Origin of the sequence: Psychrobacter sp. NPDC078631 (genome assembly GCF_050268165.1) — a bacterium.
Lineage (GTDB): Bacteria > Pseudomonadota > Gammaproteobacteria > Pseudomonadales > Moraxellaceae > Psychrobacter.
Map to the genome: position 1 here is coordinate 279,708 of NZ_JBNNGG010000003.1, position 17,097 is coordinate 296,804.

General features: G+C 41.2%; 17 protein-coding genes. 4 read left to right on the plus strand and 13 right to left on the minus strand.

Annotation, left to right across the window (positions count from 1 at the left end):
• Positions 1 to 452: 452 nt before the first annotated feature.
• Entirely contained in the window at positions 453 to 1,217 is a 765-nt protein-coding gene (locus ACQKCP_RS09960; RefSeq protein WP_427612357.1) for a cytochrome C assembly family protein, read from the plus strand.
• 84 nt (positions 1,218 to 1,301) lie between these two features.
• Here ACQKCP_RS09960 and purU read toward each other — a convergent pair whose 3' ends face one another.
• Together purU and ACQKCP_RS09970 are read right to left on the minus strand one after the other, a co-directional pair.
• The gene (gene purU / locus ACQKCP_RS09965) at positions 1,302 to 2,222 is read right to left on the minus strand and encodes a formyltetrahydrofolate deformylase (RefSeq protein WP_227679356.1); all 921 of its coding nucleotides are present in this window, start codon (positions 2,220 to 2,222) and stop codon (positions 1,302 to 1,304) included.
• Positions 2,223 to 2,407: 185 nt separating this feature from the next.
• Positions 2,408 to 4,477 (minus strand): Ig-like domain-containing protein, encoded by a 2,070-nt coding sequence (locus ACQKCP_RS09970; protein ID WP_427612219.1) that lies wholly within the window; start codon positions 4,475 to 4,477, stop codon positions 2,408 to 2,410.
• A gap of 484 nt (positions 4,478 to 4,961) precedes the next feature.
• Between ACQKCP_RS09970 and rpmB the strand changes: the two genes are divergently transcribed.
• Positions 4,962 to 5,198, plus strand: a complete 237-nt coding sequence (rpmB, locus tag ACQKCP_RS09975) for a 50S ribosomal protein L28 (protein ID WP_057761372.1) — start codon at positions 4,962 to 4,964, stop codon at positions 5,196 to 5,198.
• A 128-nt stretch (positions 5,199 to 5,326) separates the two neighbouring features.
• Positions 5,327 to 5,482 carry a 50S ribosomal protein L33 gene (rpmG, locus tag ACQKCP_RS09980; RefSeq protein ID WP_010201403.1) on the plus strand — a complete coding sequence of 52 codons (156 nt, stop codon included), beginning with the start codon at positions 5,327 to 5,329 and terminating at the stop codon, positions 5,480 to 5,482.
• Positions 5,483 to 5,651: 169 nt separating this feature from the next.
• Here the strand turns inward: rpmG and ACQKCP_RS09985 are convergent, their stop codons facing one another.
• The 11 genes from ACQKCP_RS09985 to ispH all read right to left on the minus strand — a co-directional run bounded on the left by ACQKCP_RS09985 (position 5,652) and on the right by ispH (position 15,979).
• Positions 5,652 to 5,963 (minus strand): hypothetical protein, encoded by a 312-nt coding sequence (locus ACQKCP_RS09985; RefSeq protein ID WP_427612220.1) that lies wholly within the window; start codon positions 5,961 to 5,963, stop codon positions 5,652 to 5,654.
• Between the two features lie 221 nt (positions 5,964 to 6,184).
• A complete protein-coding gene (locus ACQKCP_RS09990) occupies positions 6,185 to 6,496 on the minus strand; it encodes a hypothetical protein (RefSeq protein WP_057761376.1) in 312 nt (103 codons plus the stop codon).
• Between the two features lie 120 nt (positions 6,497 to 6,616).
• The gene (locus ACQKCP_RS09995) at positions 6,617 to 7,015 is read right to left on the minus strand and encodes a hypothetical protein (RefSeq protein WP_427612221.1); all 399 of its coding nucleotides are present in this window, start codon (positions 7,013 to 7,015) and stop codon (positions 6,617 to 6,619) included.
• A gap of 211 nt (positions 7,016 to 7,226) precedes the next feature.
• On the minus strand, positions 7,227 to 7,916 hold the full coding sequence (gene rpe, locus ACQKCP_RS10000) for a ribulose-phosphate 3-epimerase (RefSeq protein ID WP_057761380.1): 690 nt from the start codon (positions 7,914 to 7,916) through the stop codon (positions 7,227 to 7,229).
• A 114-nt stretch (positions 7,917 to 8,030) separates the two neighbouring features.
• The gene (locus ACQKCP_RS10005; RefSeq protein ID WP_427612358.1) at positions 8,031 to 8,312 is read right to left on the minus strand and encodes a TIGR03643 family protein; all 282 of its coding nucleotides are present in this window, start codon (positions 8,310 to 8,312) and stop codon (positions 8,031 to 8,033) included.
• 229 nt (positions 8,313 to 8,541) lie between these two features.
• Positions 8,542 to 9,432 (minus strand): S-formylglutathione hydrolase, encoded by an 891-nt coding sequence (gene fghA, locus ACQKCP_RS10010; RefSeq protein WP_427612222.1) that lies wholly within the window; start codon positions 9,430 to 9,432, stop codon positions 8,542 to 8,544.
• Between the two features lie 120 nt (positions 9,433 to 9,552).
• Complete coding sequence (locus ACQKCP_RS10015) at positions 9,553 to 11,034, minus strand: C13 family peptidase (protein ID WP_427612223.1); 1,482 nt, start codon at positions 11,032 to 11,034, stop codon at positions 9,553 to 9,555.
• A 320-nt stretch (positions 11,035 to 11,354) separates the two neighbouring features.
• Entirely contained in the window at positions 11,355 to 13,316 is a 1,962-nt protein-coding gene (gene htpG, locus ACQKCP_RS10020; protein ID WP_427612224.1) for a molecular chaperone HtpG, read from the minus strand.
• Between the two features lie 534 nt (positions 13,317 to 13,850).
• Positions 13,851 to 14,666 carry a thioesterase family protein gene (locus ACQKCP_RS10025; protein ID WP_427612225.1) on the minus strand — a complete coding sequence of 272 codons (816 nt, stop codon included), beginning with the start codon at positions 14,664 to 14,666 and terminating at the stop codon, positions 13,851 to 13,853.
• Positions 14,667 to 14,720: 54 nt separating this feature from the next.
• Complete coding sequence (locus tag ACQKCP_RS10030; RefSeq protein ID WP_057761390.1) at positions 14,721 to 14,969, minus strand: hypothetical protein; 249 nt, start codon at positions 14,967 to 14,969, stop codon at positions 14,721 to 14,723.
• 53 nt (positions 14,970 to 15,022) lie between these two features.
• The gene (ispH, locus tag ACQKCP_RS10035) at positions 15,023 to 15,979 is read right to left on the minus strand and encodes a 4-hydroxy-3-methylbut-2-enyl diphosphate reductase (RefSeq protein ID WP_057761392.1); all 957 of its coding nucleotides are present in this window, start codon (positions 15,977 to 15,979) and stop codon (positions 15,023 to 15,025) included.
• 373 nt (positions 15,980 to 16,352) lie between these two features.
• On the opposite strand from ispH, the gene gmk reads away from it, so the two are divergent.
• Positions 16,353 to 16,979 (plus strand): guanylate kinase, encoded by a 627-nt coding sequence (gene gmk, locus ACQKCP_RS10040; protein ID WP_102091897.1) that lies wholly within the window; start codon positions 16,353 to 16,355, stop codon positions 16,977 to 16,979.
• The last annotated feature ends 118 nt before the right edge of the window (positions 16,980 to 17,097 follow it).

Below are 17,097 nucleotides of genomic sequence, written 5' to 3' on the forward strand. Positions count from 1 at the left end.
AAATAACTCTCAATTAAAATGGTTTTCAATTAAATAATACGCAATTAAAATAACTCTAAATCAAACCATTAAAATGGTTCATAAATAATATTAGGATACGCTATAAGATATTAGGATATTGCATGACAAGGGACATGATAAAAGAATTATATTATCAATACTATAGCATTAACACGGCTCAAAACTTATAGCCGTTTCGCAAAGGACACAGCGCTTATAATTGTATTCAACTTTTTATAGATGACATATTTTACGTTTTGCGCTATGCAGCACTACCGATCATTTATAAGTTATAAGCAAGATGGTGCTCAATTGGCACCCATTTTATGATAAATTGGACGATTATTCTAATCATTCTGATAATACCACTTTAGCGACACATTGAGCGGCAGTTTATGCTCAGTATAAGATGAGGCTTTTTATCTGTGCACTTTGCATTCTTACTTGCTAGCATGGCTTATATCTTAGTCAGCATCCATATTGGTTGGGCGCTGGTTCAGGACAAACCTATCCACAAAAGCCTCAGTTTGGGCTTATTGCTGGTTGGCATGGCTGCACATGCGGCACTGCTATATCCATACGTTGTGACATTGTATGGTTTAAATTTCAACTTATTCAATATCATCAGTCTGACCAGTTTATTTTTCTTATTCTTTTATCTGTTGTTCTGTTTATACCGCCCTATTCTTAGCCTTGGTATTTTGGCTGCACCCACTGCGCTAATAGGTATGACTATCGGCTATGTCGGCCGCGCCCCTTATCAACCATTAACTGATGTCAGTATCGGGCTTGAAATCCATATCATATTATCATTGGCTGCCTATTGTGTGCTGTTGATGGCTGCGGTACAAGCGCTATTTCTACGTCTACAAATACGTGAGCTCAAGCATCATACCATTCATCGCTTTTGGGTCAATAAACTCCCCTCCTTGCAAAGTATGGAGAGTTTATTATTCGATATGCTGTTGGTTGGCTTTGTATTGCTCAGTATTGCACTGGGGATTGGGTTTATTTATGTACAAGATTTGATGGCACAACATATTGTGCATAAGACTGTTTTTAGTCTACTGTCGTGGTTATTATTTGGTGTACTACTATTCGGTAATTGGCGTGCAGGCTGGCGAGGCAAACGTGCGGCCAACATCACTATTTATGCCTTTATCCTATTAGCGATTGGCTTTGTTGGTAGCAAGTTTGTCCTAGAAATGCTCCTATAAAATATATGTTCAAAAAAGGCGGTCAGCAACACTAGTTACTGACCGCCTTTTTTATATTTTTAGCCAACTCACTATTAAGTTTTCTTAGTTAAATACGACTGTCTTATTACCTGCCACAATCACACGATTTTGCACATGCCAGTTTACGGCACGTGCTAATACGTTGCGTTCGATATCACGGCCGATAGCACGTAGCTCTGTCACCCCTTGGCGATGCGTCACACGGTGTACATCCTGCTCGATGATAGGCCCTTGATCAAGCTCAGCTGTGACATAGTGCGCAGTTGCGCCGATAAGCTTAACGCCTTTATCGTAAGCTTGACGATAAGGATCTGCACCCACAAACGCCGGCAAGAAAGAATGATGAATATTGATAATCTGCATCGGCCAACGTTTGACGAAATCTGATGACAATATCTGCATATAGCGCGCCAATACTAACAAGTCGTTACCTGCCATTAACTTATGGATCTGCTCTTCTGCATCGAACTTATTGTCTTTGGTCACTGGCACATGATTAAAGGTAATACCAAAATTTTGTACTGCTTGCTTTAAATCAGGATGATTGCTGACCACACAAGTAATCTCGCAATCGAGCAGTCCACGCTGATGTCGCCATAATAAATCTAACAACGCATGATCAAATTTAGATACCAAAATACCGACTTTGGTCTTCGTTGCATTATTATGTAGACGCCAATCCATATCGTGGCGCTTAGCAACCGTATGCGCAAAGCTGGCCTCAAAATTCTCGATAATATCGCTCAATCCTGCCAAGGCAAACTCTAAACGCATAAAATATTGACCGCCTTCATGCGCCGTTGAATACTGATCGAGCGTAATGATATTAGCACCATAACGATGAATAAATTCAGAGACTGCCTGTACGATACCTGCCTGATCTTTACATTTGATGAGCAGAGTAGCTGTATCAATGGCGCTAGGAATCTGTTTGCTCTGAGAAGCTATGGTCGATAATGAAACCGTTTTAGTGTTGTCTGACATAATTCGCCCAATATAAAAAATGATGACTTATCGCTGAAAAATTGCTGACAGCGTAGTAAACCGGTTATTTTAATCTTTTTTGCAATACTTTGCTGAGCGAGTTGGTTTTTTTTGGTTATTTAAGTCTATAAAGCAAAAACCCCAACTTAGGGTTGGGGTTTTTTAGTTGTCAAATAAGAAAATGTTTAGAAAATTTGAACTATCGTAGTTTTTGAAGTTGGTGCTGGAGTGGTAACTGATAATTTAATACTATCACCAGCAGCACAACCAGATGTTGATACTGTATAACGAACTTCGCTACTACCATCAAAGTAGTTTTGATTAGCCACACTATCTACACGATTTAAGTTCACAAGGTTTGGTACCGTTATATTTCCACCTACAATTTCTGGTTCACACGTCAGATCGTTGTCAGTATCATCTTTTACTACAAGGCTTAGTGCAGTTCCAGATGGCATAGAAACTGTTCTCACGCTATTACCATACATCTCGAAAGATATAGCTCCAGATCCTACGCTATAATTGTAGAAAGTTGGAGTATCGTTAGCGAAGCCCATAATAACCTGTTTACGCAATACTGTTGAGAGTAGGTCATCACATGTCGTTACATCTACATTAGGTTTAATAATGAAATTTGGCAAATTAGGCTGAGATAAAGTCGTTGCTGCACAAGTCGCTTTGTCACCACCTTCTTGTTCACCTCTTTTATAGACAAACTCACCTGGCGTATACTTCAAATCCTCATTATCGTCGCGGAAAAAGTTACCAATGTTATCTAATAGCTCGTCAAACTCAGCAGTATAAACATTATCTCCATTCAAATCTGAATAAGCTTTGTCGCCCTCTACATAAGCGATAACACTTACACGGCCATTCGTAGGTCGAGGGTTTTGAGAGGTAAAAGTTACTGTGCAATTACCGCTCACTGTTGCACAATTTGGCGTTACAGTCCCGCCTTCCGCTACAAAACTTACTACAGTACCATCGGGAACAAAATTGCCTTGACGATCCGTCAAATATGCCGATATGTTTGTAGAGTCAATAGCATTGTCAGCCAAAACATTTTTACCTATCGCTAATGTCACGCCATTCTGAGTAGGACGGCCTGTTGCAACAGATATATTCTTCGCCAATGCAAAAGTATCAGTGTTTGATTTCAAAAAAGCCTTAATTTCTACTGGTCCTGGAATATTTCCAGGATATAAATTCACTGTAACTTTCCCTAAAGAATCACTTTTTAAGGTTTTCGAGGCTCGATTGCCTTGCGAGACAAAATTAAAGTCACTTGGTGATTTAATTAAATCTAGAGTAACTTCTTGGTTTGCTGCAGGCACACCGTTAGCGTAAATAGTAAAATCTATCTGGCTAGATGAAGATGAGCCGCTATTTTTTGCACCCAATACAACAGAGTTGGTCGTCGTATAGACAATAGAACTCGCTTCGATGGCTTTAATATTTACATCAATACTTTGTGAAGACGATGTGTCGTTTGCCGTGACTGCAGTGATGGTTTGGATACCTTCACACAAATTACCATTACTATCAATAGCGCTATAAGTCGAGCTCACATTGCCTTGATTTGAAGAGCTAATGCTAACGCTCTCAAATGAACCACAAGTCGATGACAAATTAACAGTCACGTCATTCTGAAAGTGATCAGTTAATGTATCTTTGGTTTGCAAGGTAACGATTGTAGACCCACCAGACTCTAAAGTGTCTTCACCCGTCGAAAAATTCACCAGCGTAATATCAACCGCTTGTAATGAATAGTTATAACTAGCAGTGGTTGCACTCACATCGTCATATACCGCTGTAGCAGACAAACTGTAACTACCAGTATCAGTAGAAGACAATGGTGCGACCGATGTTGTTGCTACGCCTTCCGCATTAGTGAGTACTGCTCCATTGGATGTGCCAAACTGTACACCATCACCGCTAAATGTCACCAAAGCACCACTTACCCCATTACCCTCAGAGTCAGTAACAACTACTTGAGCCGTAACGCCTGACATAGAAACAACTCTAGTCAGATTAGCATTGGTATCTAATAGAGATATCGTACTAACATTAAGAACATCTCCAATGTCACCACTACCTACACCTCCATCATCAGTACCTATCGTAACACCCAGATCAGGCGCTGGCGCGATAGTATCAGTACCGTCACCGCCACCACCACAACCCGCTAGGGCTAATGATAATGTGAGTGCTGTTAATTGAAACAACTTAGAAGTGGGCAGGGATGTATATGACATGTTTTAACTCCGCATGAGCAGTAATTTATCTGAGCAAATAAACAAAAAATCATTACCCAGAATCAAAAGAGATTGGTAATGATACATAGATTTACAGTAATACTGGTGTATTAACAGATTGTATTAAATATATAACAGCAACTTTACTGACTTTTGTTATAACTTACAACTAAAAATTAATCTTTACTATTAAACAATCAACAACATAGAGCGCTCATTTCAGGGTATAATAGCCCTTCTTTAATTCGACAGTTATTGTAAAAATATTTGAGTATTCAGCTGTTTTATGGTATAAATGTCGGCTTTAAAATTTTCTGAATTGGTCAGCCTGTTATTTGCCTTTAGATAGCAGCAAAACCAGCTCAACCTTCATATAGTTTTGTTTGGTGCAAAGCTGCCGCTTGCTGTGTCCATGCCGCAAAAACGTGCAACTTGCCCAGACTGGTATGAGAAAAACTCATACCTCATAGATTAGGAGTTCGCCATGTCTCGAGTTTGCCAAGTGACTGGAAAGCGCCCTATGGTGGGTAATAATGTTTCGCATGCAAACAACAAAACCCGTCGTCGCTTTCTACCAAACCTTCACAACCATCGTTTTTGGGTAGAGTCTGAAAACCGCTTTGTACGTCTACGTGTGTCTACCAAAGGTATGCGCATCATTGACAAACTTGGTATCGATAAAGTGTTAGCGGATCTACGCGCACAAGGTCAAAAAGTTTAAGTTAAAAATAGCAGCTGAGTGATGACTCTCATCATTTAGGCTGCTGTTTTGCTACATTAATTGTGGCAACTTACTCTTTGAGACACGTACCTATCGTTTGAAGACCCCTCATTTACAGGAAAGCTATCATGAGAGATAAAATTAAATTAGTATCAACAGCTGGTACTGGGTATTACTACACCACTACTAAAAACAAGCGCACTATGCCTGGCAAAATGGAAATCAAAAAGTTTGATCCAAAAGTACGCCAGCATGTAATCTTTAAAGAAGCTAAAATCAAATAATTTCCATCATTTGTAGAAGGCATTTTTATAAATACTTTCTATAAAAAAGTTATTTGAACAAAAAAAGGGTTTATCAATTGATAAACCCTTTTTTTATGGTTGTAGTTTGATGTTGCTAAGCTATATCTTCAGTCATTCGCTTTGACTGGTGCTCAAAGATAAACAAAGATTAGCTGTAATGTATTGGTTCTTTATCATATACATGCGCATGCCACTTGCTCATTTGCTTTTGCATAATGACCTGAATCGCAGCATGAATCATATGTTGACCAATCGCCTGAGTGTCACTACCAAGTAGTTCTTTTAGCTTGTCAGAAAAATCGATAATCATTAGCGGTGCTTCGTCTTGTTCAGCATCACGCAATAACAACCTACCATCATCTGCTTCCACCAACTCTAACGTGGTTTCTTTGGCAAATCCTGCAAACTGATCGCTACTCTCGTTATCTACTTCTATATCATTATCGATATCGTATGGCATTAATGTGTTCCTTATTATCCCGTTTAGTACTGGTAGAGAAACTAGTCATTGCAAAGCAGTCATTTTCTAAAAATAAACCCATTCGGCAAATCTATCGTCTTACAGTAACGCGGGTAAATCTGTCTTACTCATACAATGGACGCTTTAACACTGGAATTCAAGGGCTGTCACATAAGTCTTCGCTATAAAAGCAAACTTGAATGCCATGTCATTTGTATATATTAGTGCCAATAACGCAACTTTCCTAATGTAAATAAGAAGGCCACAAACATTCCAAGATAATAAACCAGCTTTAGCTCAAGGCTAGGATCACGATACTTAAATGGTAGTGCAACGGTGGCCGTCGCAGTAGGCAATATCAGCAGCATAAGCAGCCAGTTTTCAATGACATTTAGCCAACCCTGTAAGTCGGTTCCGTGACGTAGTGACGCCAACCCCATTAATAAACAAGCGATAATTAAGCTGGTAAATAAGCCATTTGGTAAGTCTTTAGGATAGATAATTTTAGCAATACTGGCTGGTACGATTCTCATATAAAATTCCAGTCATGCTTGTAGAACATGGCTTAATGATTAAAAAATATTACGACTTTATATATAGGCGCGAATAAATAATAGAGACGCGAAAAAGCATTATATTTACAGCGATATAACTTAACTATAAGTACCCATCAGCCATAGCATCGATATACAAGAAGTCAAATAACCCAAACTAATGGCATTCCAAGTTTCAATATGCAGGCCCTTAACTTTGTTAAGTATGCGAGAACCCACCCAAAAAAATAGCGGAATACCTAACATAAACGCAGGCACAATGACCGCAGCATGGCGCAGCACGGTTTCGACGTCATCACCTACCATCAGGCGAAAGCCATAACCTGCCAAACTAAGTACAAGTGCAAACATCGCTAAGCCAACGGTAATACCTCTAGGCACCAAGCTGCGCTGCGGTATTTCACTTTCAAGTGATTGCTTAGCCTGCTGATTCAACGCTTCGTGAGAACTTGCTTGCACAGAAGGTTCTTTTGAACTGCTAGAATTATTTGTGTCCATATTTCACCTTTACGTGACTGACCGTTATATAGAGTTGATTCAATTTAAAAGAGAGACAAGGCAACTGAGTGCAGATGTAATTGTAATACTTCAAGCGAAGTTAACGCTGTAGCTCTTTTATATCGGATTAACTATATAGTCATAAGTTATACAGCACATTCTAATATTATTATTGTATGGCTAATAGCGTTTATTAACCATACAACACTCGCTAGCTGTTGTTGGCTAATAGCAACTCTGCGCGCATCTCATCGATAGCCGCTTTATAGTCTTCTTGATTGAAGATTGCAGAACCCGCAACGAACATATCAGCGCCTGCTTCAGCAATCGCACGTATATTACTGGCTTTGATACCGCCATCAACTTCCAATCGAATATCTCGACCACTAGTAATAATACGCTGACGTACCTGACGAACTTTATCTAAAGTACTATCGATAAACGACTGTCCACCGTAGCCCGGGTTCACACTCATTAATAAAATCTGATCTACTTTATCCATGACATAATCAAGATAATGCAGCGGGGTCGCTGGGTTCAATACCAAACCGCACTCTGCACCGCCATCTTTGATCAACTGAAGTGAGCGATCGATATGAGCGCTGGCTTCAGGATGGAAGGTAATGATACTAGCACCCGCTTCCAAAAACTGCTCAATCATACTATCGACAGGTGAAACCATAAGATGCACATCAATTGGCGCTTCAACACCATAGTCACGCAATGCCTTACAAATCATGCTACCAAATGTCAAATTGGGTACGTAATGATTGTCCATTACATCAAAATGAATCACATCGGCACCCGATTCTAGTACCTTCTCCACTTCTTCGCCCAACCGCGCGAAATCAGCTGAGAGTATCGACGGTGCAATAAGATAAGGTTTAGCAGGACTGTTCATAATTGAGCTACCTAATTCATGTTTATATAAGATATTGATAAATTAAAAAGAAAATCTTAATTGGCTCACATATATTGCAAGCCCTTTATGCACTGATGTTAAATACTTAATTATCTAACGCTGCTTATATTGAGTTTTGCAATAAGCACGGCCAACTTCAAAGGAGCGCTTTGCCTCATGCTTGGTAGCACGATTGCTCACTCTCTGACGCCATAAGCGAAAAGATGACGGCTTTAGCTCTTGGCGCATGAGTTTAATAACCCCAGTCTCATCGAGACCATAGCTATGCTCTATGGCACCGAATGGCGTTCTATCTTCCCATGCCATCTCTATCACACGAGATATTTGCACATCATCAAGTACTCTATCGCCAACGTCGTTGACGGTTTTTGCAATCAGGTCGTCTGACTTAACTTGAGACACTTCATCACTATAATCAATGTTACGTTGTTTTTTTTGTAGAGCAGCATCCATATCAGCTTGCATAGTCGCTTTTGTAGAGCTCGTATCTACTGACTTATTCTTCGAATTAGAAGCTGTCAAATCTTGATAACTTGCCATAAAAATCACCTTCTGAGCATGAATGGAATATCGAAAAATGTATCACGATCATCTGAATGACAACTTAGCTCATTTGAGCCATATGCCAATGATGTTCGATATGATCATTAATCACCGTTTGGATAAAATAATAGCTGTGGTCATGCCCCGCTTGATAGCGTAATGTTAAGGGCTGTTTGGCTTTTGCACAAGCATCTTGTAGTTTAGATGTCTGTAGCTGCCCTTCTGCTAAGAAGTTATCAGCTGCGCCTTGATCAACCAAAATGCTCGAATACTGCTGGCCAACCTTTTCGATCATCTGTGAGGCGTCCGCTTGTGCCCATAGAGACTTATCATCACCGAAATACTCTGTATAGGCAGCTTGCCCCCATGCAGACTCACTTGCCGCACATACTGGCGATAAAGCCGATACGCTGACAAACTTACTTGGGAACTTAAACCCTAGCAATAACGCGCCATGACCACCCATTGAGTGTCCTGTGACACCGATGCTGTGAATGGGAAACTCTGAACGTAGTAAGTCATATAGCTCATCGACGATGTAGCTTTGCATGTTGAAGTTGTCTGACCAAGGCGCTTGGGTCGCGTCAACATAATAGCTTGCACCTTGACCGACAAAATAGCGATCGTCGTTTGGTACATCGCTGTCTTCACTACTTCTAGGTGATGTATCAGGTGCGATAAGTATCATACCAAGCTCGCTACATTTTTGCTGAAAATGCGCCTTATGGGTGACATTATCAGCATTACACGTCAAACCTGATAGGTACAGTATCGCAGGACAACGTCGTCCAGCCAAGGCTTCATCAGGTAGATAAATGCTAAACGTCATAGAGGTTTTGGTAGATGTCGACTCGTGGCTATAATAATGTTGCTCACCATTAAAACAGCGATTCACGCTTTTTTGGGTAAGCTGTTTATTGGTAGATAAACTATGACTATAGGAATTTTTCATGAGTGATATCCTTTTATTCAAAATAGAACCAATGACGATGTTTAATAAATACTCATCATCTAATAGTAAATCTGATATTGGCATTTATAAAATGCTAGATCATACTTTGTATGTATTCAGCTATTTAGCAGCTATCTCTACTTCGTCTACCGATAGATTAGTAGCACTGTCAGGTAAAATATTAACCGTTGTAGAAGTAGCATTATTTGTAATACTAGCAACGGATGGGCGTGCCTTATCAAACAATACTTGCTCAAACGCAGGTAAGGCGGTTTCCATCAAACTACCAATAACCATTTGCGGCTCTGATGGCTCAAAGCCCATTGCGCTCTCACGCTCATTGACCCGTATACTGGCATCCTTAAAAGCCGACTCAAAACTGGTATTCCCTCGTAGACTTTCAGCAAAGAACGCTTGGCCAAAATAGGTCATCTCAGCTGTGTTGGTGCAGCCAAACGATGCTTTGTCAGCGGCTGATGCAGTAATCACTACCGTGGTTGGCGATGCCAATTCATCAATAAACGAACCTGAGTAGCAGGCAGACACCACAATCACACGCCAGCGGATACCAGATGCGTCTAGCGCGTCACGCAACCATGTGGCATCTAAATTATCCATCGCAAGCGGCGGATTTGCCAACTGAACGATATCTTGGTTACCATGTGAAGACAACGTCAGGAACAACACATCTTCATCAGCATTCATCTGCTGACCGATTTTCTTTAGACCGCGCAAAATGCTGGTCTTAGTAGCGATTGGTTCGTCTAACCAGCTATAAGTATTGTTAATCAGCGATAGTGAATGCCCGCTAGTACCAAAGCGCACATCAAACAACTCGCGCACCTTGTTAATCTCAGAGCGGAAGACGTTTTGATCAGAGAATCCTGCCACTCCCATAAAGTACCAGTCGGTTTTGCCATCGATACTCGGGTCTATACTATCCAATGCTTGCTGTAATAAGCGCGGCTGCTGATATAGTGCCGCCTCTTCTAGTACAGGCTCTACAGGTATTTGCTTAAAGATTGGCTGATCAGCAACATTACGCTGCCAGATAGTCAGCAACGCTACCGCGCCAACCAATACAATGATGCGCTCCCACCATGGTATACGCAGACGACGGGAGAAAATCCAAAGTAACGCTAGCGTTTGCCATAAGAATAATATTAAAAACAGTACTGGTAAGAACGAATAACTCCAATTTGGCAACCAACCGTAGCTGCCAAAAAACTGCACCAAGCTCTGTAATAGGGCTGATAATGTATCAGCGACCAACCACAATACTACTGGTACAAATACCAATGCTTGGTTGCTCGCTCGCCGAGCCAAAATAATACCACCAAGCAAAATAATCATCGGCCAGATCAAATAACTGACCAATCCTTGCTCATTAAATATGCTGCCACTTTCAGCAGCTAACCATGAAAACAAGACATTACTACCAAGCGCCAATAGTGCAAATACGGCAAACTGTACAAAAGTAGGTTTAACCCAAGAAAAAGCCCGTGTTGAGCCCACTAGCATCCACAAGGTTGCAATAATATTGGCAGCGAAATTGAGCGAAAAACGCTGAAGCGAGACGGTTTTTAACGACGTAAGTGACAAAGACTTAGACCTCTAGCCAGTCGAGAAAAATAAAATGACTCAATGATAATTATCTTAATGTAACAGCCGCGCGGTGCAATCAGTTGACGATTTTTTGTACAGCATGCAGACATCGATTTATATTGAATTCACGATGGAGTGATTATAGAAGATGACTAGCATTGCCTAATATTTTAGCTCGCTAATCTATCGCGATTGTAACGGATTGTCGGTTAAGAGGATAAGGCTGATTTGTAAAATTCACTCAAATTTGGCTAAAAATTCAAATAAAAAAGGAGGCTTCTTATATAAAGCCTCCTTTTTTTACTCATTACTAAACATTATCTCATCAATAGTTCATTGACGCGTTTTAGGTAAGCGGCTGGATCGTCTAGCTGACCGCCATCTGCTAACAATGCCTGATCAAAAATAACTTGCGCCAGATCATCAAATTGCTCACTGCTCTCAAGCTTCTTAATGAGTGGATGATCAGGGTTTACTTCTAGCGTTGGCTTACTTGCTGGTACGTCCTGACCCATTTGCTGTAGCATCTGAATCATTTGTGGTGATAGCTCACCTTCACCAACAACCAAGCAAGCTGGACTATCAACCAAACGAGTCGATACTTTGACGTCTTTGGCACGCTCGCCCAACGCAGCTTTTAGTTTATCAACAACAGGCTTTAGCGTTTCTTGTGCTTTCTCCGCTTCCGCTTTTTCTGCTTCATCTTGCAAGTCGCCTAGGTCTACGGCGCCTTTGGCGATGTTTTGCAGCGGTGTCTCATCGAACGAGGTCAAGAAGTTCATTGCCCATTCATCAACACGGCTGGTCATCAAGATAACTTCGATGCCTTTTTTCTTGAATAACTCAAGTTGCGGGCTGTTTTTCGCAGCGGCTAGATTATCAGCGGTGAGGTAGTAGATGGCTTTTTGGCCATCCTTCATACGACCTTTATAGTCTTCAAAGCTCGTCACTAGGCCGTCTTGGGTGCTAGTTGCATAACGCAATAGCTTAGCAATACGTTCTTGATTGCCTGCGTCTTCGCCTAAACCTTCTTTGATAACATCACCAAACTCTGCATAGAACTGGGCAAATTTCTCTTGCTTGTCACTGTCTTCGCTATTCGCAAGGCTTGCGAGTAAGGTTAAGATACGGCGAGCGTTACCATCACGGATAGATTTTACATCACGTGACTCTTGTAGTAGCTCACGGCTAACGTTCAATGGCAAGTCTGCTGAATCGATGACACCTTTCACGAAACGCAAATACATCGGTAGCAATTGCTCAGCTTCGTCCATGATAAAGACGCGCTTCACATATAGCTTTAGACCATGCTGCTGCTCACGAGTGTATAGATCGACTGGCGCTTTTTTAGGGATATATAATAGCTGCGTATACTGTACGCGACCCTCTACACGGTTATGCGTCCAAGTAAGCGGCGCATCCATGTCATAAGAAATATTCTTATAAAAATCAACATACTCATCATCTTCAATTTCAGAGCTTGAGCGGGTCCATAGTGCACTGGCCTTGTTTATGGTTTCCCACTCATCAGTGAGTACCATCTGGCCACTAGCAGGCGTATCGTCGTTTTCGTCTTCTTTTACATCTTCTTGCCAGATCTCTTTACGCATTTGAATCGGCAAACTGATATGGTCAGAGTATTTATTAACCAAGCGCTTGATTTTGCTGCGATCTAAGTAGTTATCTTCGCCTTCGCTATACTCTTCTTTTAGATGCAAAGTAATCGCTGTACCGCGCGTGTCTTTGGTAATAGGCTCAACAGTAAAGCTACCAGTACCATCTGATACCCAGCGCACGCCTTTATCCGCAGTCTCGCCCGCTTTACGTGATTCAACACTGATGGTATCGGCCACAATAAAACCTGAGTAAAAACCAACACCGAATTGACCAATCAATTGACCATCTTGTTTTTGTGATTCAGACAATTTATCCAAAAATGCTTTGGTGCCTGATTTAGCAATCGTACCTAAGTTTTCGATTGCATCGGCTTCGTTCATACCAATACCATTGTCGGTAAAGGTAATAGTTTTGGCGGCTTCGTCAACAGCGATGCGGATTTTTAATTCGCCATCATCTTCATAAAGGCTATCATCATTTGTGCCTTCAAAGCGCAACTTGTCACAAGCATCCGACGCATTAGATACCAACTCGCGGACAAAAATATCAGCGTTAGAATATAGTGAATGCGTTACCAAATGCAGTAATTGCGCCACTTCCGCTTCAAACGTATGTTTTTTTAATTCTGGATTCAGACCTTCAGCTTGAGTTGCTTCACTCATAAAAACTCCTTTAAATTCTATGAAAGACCTATTATCAGATAACGATATACTCACTAAAGCCGCTCTCATAATGTTAGAGAACCTGCCGTATGCAATACCGTTAAACTGTCTATACTAATAGGGGCATTGAGAAAAAATTCAAGCTCAAAAGCTTTATTCCATAAAAAACACCGCGCTTGTTTATCAAGGCGGTGTTCTGGTATCAGTTATTTGTTTGCTTGGTTTTTACTTACTTGATTATTTAATTGCTCAGTTATTTTCTGACATAGCAATCAACGCGCAAACAACAGCAACTATTCTGAATATGCTTCTATCAATATATCCCAAAGAGTCGTCAGCTTTTTTGAAAATTGAGTATGGGTTTTCATAGTAACCTCTATGTCGATTAATATCGGCTTGTTAGTAATATTATGTTTTTAGTAATATTGTCTTGTTAGCTACTATTAAAACCATTTCTCCAACATTTGTATAATTAATTGATTACAACGTATCATTTTATTTTTCAAAACTATAAAATGACTGACTCTTAGCCTTTTAACGTGGCATCGGACGAATAGTAAGGATTTGCTCACTACGACCAAAAGGCCCATGTATATCGTGCAATACCGCACTGGTCAGTCCGATACCATCGTCGCCATATTGTTGTACAGCCTCGATACCGAGCCAGCGACCTTTTGGCGAGCGATGCATATGGATTTGCAAATCAGTATTGGGAAACATCCACTCTAACTTAGATAAACCAAGACCCAATCTTGGTACAACACCATTGGCAGTATCGACCATACCTAACAGATGAACCAAGTCATCAGTCGGCTCGCCTTCAATCATGTCGAGATCATTGGTAATCCATACCATACCGCGACCAGAACGACGTTCTTCTGTCGCTACTAGACGTACGCTTTCAATAAAACCGCCCGGCCAGCCTTTCATACCTTCCCAAACTGGCAACTCTTCAGGTTTGTATTCTGCTGGTTGATCTTCAAGTCCAGCAATCTCACTGGTATCTTGAGTAATCAGTCGCCACGCTCTTGCAATGATAGCATCGCGACCACGGCTACTCATGACCGCTTCGACCAGCTCAATAGTCTTACCCGGTCGGATACAGCGAGTAGTGATAGTAAAATCGTCAAGCGGTATTAGCCCCAAGATATCGAGGCTCACACGTGCGATACGAGTATTAGGTTGTGGCGCGAAGCTGTTGATCTCAGCTGTTAATAGGCCTGTTGCTGGTGCCATGTGCTGCTCATGCTCATTCCAAGCACCTTGTGCATGCTTGGTTGGCTGATAATGCGCTACACTAACACCGTCTTCTTGTAATTCTCGTTTAATAAATTTGTAATAAGCAGTCATAGCTATCCTATATTTGGCACTTTCATCTGTATTTTTTATTTATGCTTGTATTTTTTATTTATGGATAAGCTCTTGTTTTCTTAGCGTGAGAATACGGCGCGCTTTCTGTATGAAAAACAATAAACAGATCATGACTACTGCGAGCATCGCGTAGAAAAAGCTTTTTTCTGCCATAAACTTCATGATATTCATAAACAATACGAAAACCACTGCTGCCATCACTAGCATATTGAGTTTTAGTTGCTTGTTGACTTCAGCGAGCGTGGCCTCTGCCAATACAAATCTGGCTTTTGGTTCTTTCATGCGACCTTATCCATATCAATGATGGTTCATACAAATATAAATACAAACACTAATTATTTACCAACCTGAGTAACAGGAATCCGCAGCGCTTTCGGCAGACTAAACGTCACATTTTCTTCAATACCAGATAGCTCACTAGGCAGATCACCACCCCAATCTTGCAGCTGTTGCAATACTTCTTGGATCAACACTTCAGGCGCGGATGCACCAGCGGTCACGCCTATACTCTGCACACCATCTAACCAACGCTTGTCCATCTCACTGGCATTATCAATCAAATAAGCACGGCAATTCATACGCTCAGCCAGCTCACGTAAGCGATTAGAGTTTGATGAGTTTGGCGAACCGACCACTAGTACGACTTCACAGCGACTGGCCAAATCTTTTACCGCATCTTGGCGGTTTTGAGTGGCATAGCAAATGTCATCTTTGCGAGGGCCTTGGATACTAGGAAATTTTTCACGCAGCGCATCGATGACGCGCGCAGTATCATCCATCGACAAGGTTGTCTGAGTCACAAATGCCAAGCGTTCAGCATCTTGTACAGTCAATGCGGCCACATCACCTTCATCTTCGACCAGATGAATCTGCCCACCATGGCGACGGTTGAAACGCCCCATAGTGCCTTCGACTTCTGGGTGTCCTGCATGTCCTATTAACACTGCATCCATTCCATCTTGCGCAAACTTTGCTACTTCGATGTGTACTTTAGTTACCAGCGGGCATGTTGCATCAAACACCGTCAAATCACGACGCTCAGCCTCATCTTCGACTGCTTTAGAGACCCCATGAGCGGAGAAAATAACGATAGAGCCGTCTGGCACTTCGTGAAGCTCTTCAACAAACACCGCACCACGATTGGCCAAGTCTGACACCACAAACTTATTATGCACAACTTCGTGACGGACATAAATAGGCGGCTCAAAACGTGTCAATGCTTCATTAACAATCGCAATTGCACGGTCCACACCAGCACAAAATCCACGGGGATTGGCAAGATAAATTTGCATAAAAAGACCTATCATTGGATAATTTATAGTTAAAACGTATTTTTGAATTTTTTATTCAAAAGTTGGGGCGAAATCAATGCCCTACTTTAGCATAATTTGCTTTTGTCGCTCTCTAAAATAGCTGTCTACTCATAGCAATATTTTGTAGGCAAACCTCAGCATACTTACGACATATTGCAAAACCAGCTTTAACTTGTATAAAAGCAGTTTATAATAATGCATCTATTATAATTTCTATCGCCATACATGATGGCGTTTTTTATTTTTTCCAGTCTTTGTTTTTGACTGAGGCACTGCTTAACTTTTTATCAACACACATTTATTACAATACATTTTACGAGTTACTAAGACACTTTCTATTAGGATAAATTGTATGACAGGTTCATTATTCATCGTTACTGCCGCTTCAGGTACTGGCAAAACCTCACTGGTTAAGCAATTGCTTGCTACCACCAATGACTTGACTGTCAGCGTCTCTCACACCACTCGCGCACCGCGTCCAGGCGAGATTGACGGTCAGCACTATCATTTCACAGATACCGATAGTTTTACCAATGGTATCAATGCGGGTCTATTTCTAGAGCATGCTGAAGTATTTGGTAACTATTATGGCACGTCAGAGGAAAGTGTACGTACCCAGCTAGCGGCGGGTATCGACGTTATTTTGGAGATTGACTGGCAAGGCGCGACGCAAATCAGAAATATCTTTCCCGATGCCATTATGGTTTTTATTCTACCACCTAGCATTGCGACATTACGTCAACGTCTCTCAACCCGCGCGCAGGATTCTGTAGAAGTTATAGAGCGCCGTCTAGCTGGCGCAGTCACCGAAATGGCACAATACGTGAATGCTGACTATGTAGTGATCAATGATAATTTTGATGTAGCCTTAGCTGAGCTAAAAGCCATTATCGTGGCCGACAGGCAGACACTTGGTCGTCAGCAGCAGCGCTATCATCGTACGATTAGCAACTTGCTAAACACTCAGGTAGAAGAGTAAACTACGCACAAGCAGCTAATCTCGTAAGTAGATATAAAAAGCAACTACGCGACTTGGCAAAAAATGCTATAATATTTAGCTATCCCCCTTTATATTTTTGATATTATTTTTGTTGAGT

Excerpts from the sequence above, each read along its gene's own strand:
- ACQKCP_RS10025 (WP_427612225.1), bottom strand. The coding sequence starts at position 14,666 with ATGACTGCTTATTACAAATTTATTAAACGAGAATTACAAGAAGACGGT.
- rpmB (WP_057761372.1), top strand. The coding sequence starts at position 4,962 with ATGTCTCGAGTTTGCCAAGTGACTGGAAAGCGCCCTATGGTGGGTAAT.
- ACQKCP_RS10030 (WP_057761390.1), bottom strand. The coding sequence starts at position 14,969 with ATGAAAGAACCAAAAGCCAGATTTGTATTGGCAGAGGCCACGCTCGCT.
- ispH (WP_057761392.1), bottom strand. The coding sequence starts at position 15,979 with ATGCAAATTTATCTTGCCAATCCCCGTGGATTTTGTGCTGGTGTGGAC.
- rpmG (WP_010201403.1), top strand. The coding sequence starts at position 5,327 with ATGAGAGATAAAATTAAATTAGTATCAACAGCTGGTACTGGGTATTAC.
- ACQKCP_RS09985 (WP_427612220.1), bottom strand. The coding sequence starts at position 5,963 with ATGCCATACGATATCGATAATGATATAGAAGTAGATAACGAGAGTAGC.
- gmk (WP_102091897.1), top strand. The coding sequence starts at position 16,353 with ATGACAGGTTCATTATTCATCGTTACTGCCGCTTCAGGTACTGGCAAA.
- rpe (WP_057761380.1), bottom strand. The coding sequence starts at position 7,916 with ATGAACAGTCCTGCTAAACCTTATCTTATTGCACCGTCGATACTCTCA.
- ACQKCP_RS09990 (WP_057761376.1), bottom strand. The coding sequence starts at position 6,496 with ATGAGAATCGTACCAGCCAGTATTGCTAAAATTATCTATCCTAAAGAC.
- htpG (WP_427612224.1), bottom strand. The coding sequence starts at position 13,316 with ATGAGTGAAGCAACTCAAGCTGAAGGTCTGAATCCAGAATTAAAAAAA.
- fghA (WP_427612222.1), bottom strand. The coding sequence starts at position 9,432 with ATGAAAAATTCCTATAGTCATAGTTTATCTACCAATAAACAGCTTACC.
- ACQKCP_RS09960 (WP_427612357.1), top strand. The coding sequence starts at position 453 with ATGGCTTATATCTTAGTCAGCATCCATATTGGTTGGGCGCTGGTTCAG.
- purU (WP_227679356.1), bottom strand. The coding sequence starts at position 2,222 with ATGTCAGACAACACTAAAACGGTTTCATTATCGACCATAGCTTCTCAG.
- ACQKCP_RS09970 (WP_427612219.1), bottom strand. The coding sequence starts at position 4,477 with ATGTCATATACATCCCTGCCCACTTCTAAGTTGTTTCAATTAACAGCA.
- ACQKCP_RS09995 (WP_427612221.1), bottom strand. The coding sequence starts at position 7,015 with ATGGACACAAATAATTCTAGCAGTTCAAAAGAACCTTCTGTGCAAGCA.